We start from the raw sequence: 2,762 nt of genomic DNA, 5'->3' as shown, positions 1-2,762 counted from the left end.
GCCCGGCGCGACGGCGCAAAGCACGGTCGCGACGGAGAAGACGACGGCGCACACGAGGATCGCGCGGCGACGGCCCCACGCGTCGGAGAGGCGGCCCGCGAGCACCGCGCCGATCATCATGCCGACGAACGCCATGGAGCCGATCGTGCCGGCGGACGCCGCATTGAGGCCCCAGCCCGTGCCTTCGATGAGGTTGTTCTGCACGGTCCCGTAGACGATGAGGTCGTAGCCGTCGAAGAGGACCATGCCCCAGCAGAGCGCGATGGCGATGATCGTACGACGGCGCGCGGGGCCCGACGCTGGGCCCGCACCGTGGGTGCGCGCGGCCTCATTGCCGCGGGCGGAAGTAGTGAGTGACATGCCATTCATGCTCTCGTGCGCGAGCTCACACTGGCATTAGGATTCTGCCATGCAGAAGTTTCAGATCGTCAAGAAGCCGGCGTACGCCATTGAGTCGGTGGACAACGCGCTGCAGCTCATCATGCTCCTCCAGGAGCGCGACGCCCTGAGGGTCAACGAGGCCGCCGAACGGCTCAGCGTCGCGCCCTCGACCGCCCACCGGCTCCTCGCGACGCTCGTCTACCGCGGATTCGCGCTCCAGGACGAGTCCCGCCGATACACGGCCGGGCCGGCCCTCCGTGGGGCCACGCGGCAGGGGAGGCTCCAAGAGGTCGTCGCGGTGGCCCACCCGTACCTCGAGGAACTTGCCGCGGCCGTGGGCGAGACGGTGAACTTCGTGGGGCGCTTCGGCACAAGCGTGCGCTTCCTCGCGAGCGTCGAGTCGACCCAGCTGCTGCGCGTGGGCGACCGGGCTGGGACGGTGCTTCCCGCGCGGCTCTCCTCGGGAGGCAAGGCGATCCTCGCGACGCTCGACGACGAGGCGCTGCACCAGCTCTACACCGGCCGCGCCGCGCAGCTCGCCGGGGACCAGCTCGGGGCGGAGGAGTTCCGCAAGCTCCAGGACGAGCTCGCCGGGGTCCGGTCGAGGGGCTACGCGCTCAACCTCGGCCGGACGGAGCCGGACATCGCCGCGATGGGCCGTGCGGTGGGGCAGGGGCGCGCGTGGCTTGCCCTCTCGATCAGCGCTCCGCGCTCGCGGTCCGAGGTGCTCGAGCGGCCGGACACGATCGCGGCCCTCGTCTCGGCCTGCGACGCCACGGCCACGACCCTCGACGCCGAGAAGCTCAATAGTCCCCACTAGATTCTGTTCTGCGGAATCTTGGCTAGTCGAGGTTGAGCGCCGCCCGGACCTCGTGGAGCACCTCGCGCATGGCCCCCTCGGCGACGCCGGGATTCCCGTGCGCGATCGCCTCGGCCGCGCGCGCGTGGGCGTCAAGGGCCTCGTCCCGCGGGTGGAACGGCATGCGGCCTTGGCGCGTGCGGCCCGTGAGCGCCTCGGCGATCATGCCGTCGAGCGCCGCGAACATCTCGTTGCCGCTGCTGCGGACGATCAGCCGGTGGAACGCGATGTCCGTCGCGAGGAAGGACTCGAGGTCGCCGGCCTCGCCGAACGTCCGGAGCTCGGCTGCGAGTCCGGCGAGCTCGGCGCGTTGCGCTGACGTGGCCCGCCGGGCGGCGCCCGCCGCCGCGAGAGGCTCGACGGCGATGCGCAGCTCGGTGAGCGAAGAGTACTGCTCGTCCCGACGGGGCGAGGAAAGGCGCCAGCGTACGAGCTGCGGATCGTAGACGTTCCATCGTGACGGGTCCTGGACCACGATCCCGACCCGGCGCCTCGACTGGACCAGGTTCATCGTCTCGAGCGCGCGCATCGTGTCCCGCGCGACCGTGCGCGAGACGCCGAACTCGCGCTGGAGCGCGTCGAGCGTGAGGCGGTGACCCGGCTCGAGCCGTCCCGAGGCGATGGCCTCGCCGAGCGCGTCGAGCATGCGGCGATGGAGGCCGCCGTCGCCCGCCTCCGGCTGCCCCTGCTTCGGTGCCTCAGCCATGGGCCGCCCGCCTTTCGCATGGTGTGGATCGCGAGAAGTCACGATCCTTAAAAGTATTACCTATGTCACTCATAAGTGATATCTTTGATGCGCGGCGAGTCCCGCTGCGCGCGCTTCTTCGGAAGCCAACGACGTCTTCTGCGGAGGTAGCCATGGAATCCTTGCACGTTGTGGTCATGGGTGTTGCCGGTGCCGGCAAGACCACCGTGGCTGCCGCGCTCGCCGAGAAGCTCGGGTGGACGATCGCGGAGGCGGACGAGTTCCACCCCCAGGCGAACATCGACAAGATGGTGAGCGGCGTCCCGCTCACCGACGACGACCGCTGGCCCTGGCTTCGCAGCATCCGCGACTGGATGTCCTCCCAGTCCCGCGCCGGGCACAGCACCGTGCTCACGTGCTCCGCGCTCAAGCGCAGCTACCGGCGCCTCCTCGCCGAGGCCGAAGGTCGCGTGATCTTCGCGCACCTCGACGGCACGCCGGAACTCCTCGCCGAGCGCATGTCCTCGCGGTCGGGGCACTTCATGCCGACCGGCCTCCTCCCGAGCCAGCTCTCGACGCTCGAGGCCCTCACCGCCGACGAGTACGCCGCGGGCAGCCTGCGGCTCGACATCGCCGAGAGCCCAGAGAGCCTCGTCAACGCGATCACGGCATCGCTGCACCTTCCGGCCTGACGTTGCGGGGTTAGCGGGCGAGCTTCCTCGGGTCCACCGCGGGGTCCGCGAGTGCTTCGGGATCCGGTGTCAGGCCGCGGTCGATGATGCGGCGCGCGGCGCGCACCATGAGCGGAAGGTCGACGACGGCGCAGCCGAGGAGGTG

General features: G+C 70.4%; 5 protein-coding genes. 2 read left to right on the top strand and 3 right to left on the bottom strand.

Annotated features, from left to right (window positions below; genetic code table 11):
- Window positions 1–360, bottom strand: a 360-nt coding sequence (locus tag ACLN58_RS20505) for an MFS transporter (protein ID WP_415857077.1), incomplete at its 3' end; no start/stop codon positions are given.
- Window positions 361–409: 49 nt separating this feature from the next.
- On the opposite strand from ACLN58_RS20505, the gene ACLN58_RS20500 reads away from it, so the two are divergent.
- Window positions 410–1,201, top strand: coding sequence for an IclR family transcriptional regulator (locus ACLN58_RS20500; protein WP_415857076.1), 792 nt, complete (start codon window positions 410–412; stop codon window positions 1,199–1,201).
- A gap of 22 nt (window positions 1,202–1,223) precedes the next feature.
- On the opposite strand, the gene ACLN58_RS20495 is transcribed toward ACLN58_RS20500, so the two are convergent.
- The gene (locus tag ACLN58_RS20495) at window positions 1,224–1,946 is read right to left on the bottom strand and encodes a FadR/GntR family transcriptional regulator (protein ID WP_415857075.1); all 723 of its coding nucleotides are present in this window, start codon (window positions 1,944–1,946) and stop codon (window positions 1,224–1,226) included.
- Between the two features lie 152 nt (window positions 1,947–2,098).
- Here ACLN58_RS20495 and ACLN58_RS20490 point away from each other — a divergent pair, with 152 nt between their 5' ends.
- Window positions 2,099–2,617 carry a gluconokinase gene (locus tag ACLN58_RS20490; RefSeq protein ID WP_415857074.1) on the top strand — a complete coding sequence of 173 codons (519 nt, stop codon included), beginning with the start codon at window positions 2,099–2,101 and terminating at the stop codon, window positions 2,615–2,617.
- A 10-nt stretch (window positions 2,618–2,627) separates the two neighbouring features.
- On the opposite strand, the gene ACLN58_RS20485 is transcribed toward ACLN58_RS20490, so the two are convergent.
- On the bottom strand, window positions 2,628–2,762 hold a 135-nt coding region (locus tag ACLN58_RS20485; RefSeq protein ID WP_415857078.1), incomplete at its 5' end, for an oxidoreductase C-terminal domain-containing protein.

The sequence above is a fragment of the Sinomonas sp. G460-2 genome, from assembly GCF_047759905.1.
Classification (GTDB): Bacteria; Actinomycetota; Actinomycetes; order Actinomycetales; family Micrococcaceae; genus Sinomonas.
Note: the sequence above shows the minus strand (reverse complement) of the source record. Positions and strands in the feature narration are given on the sequence as shown.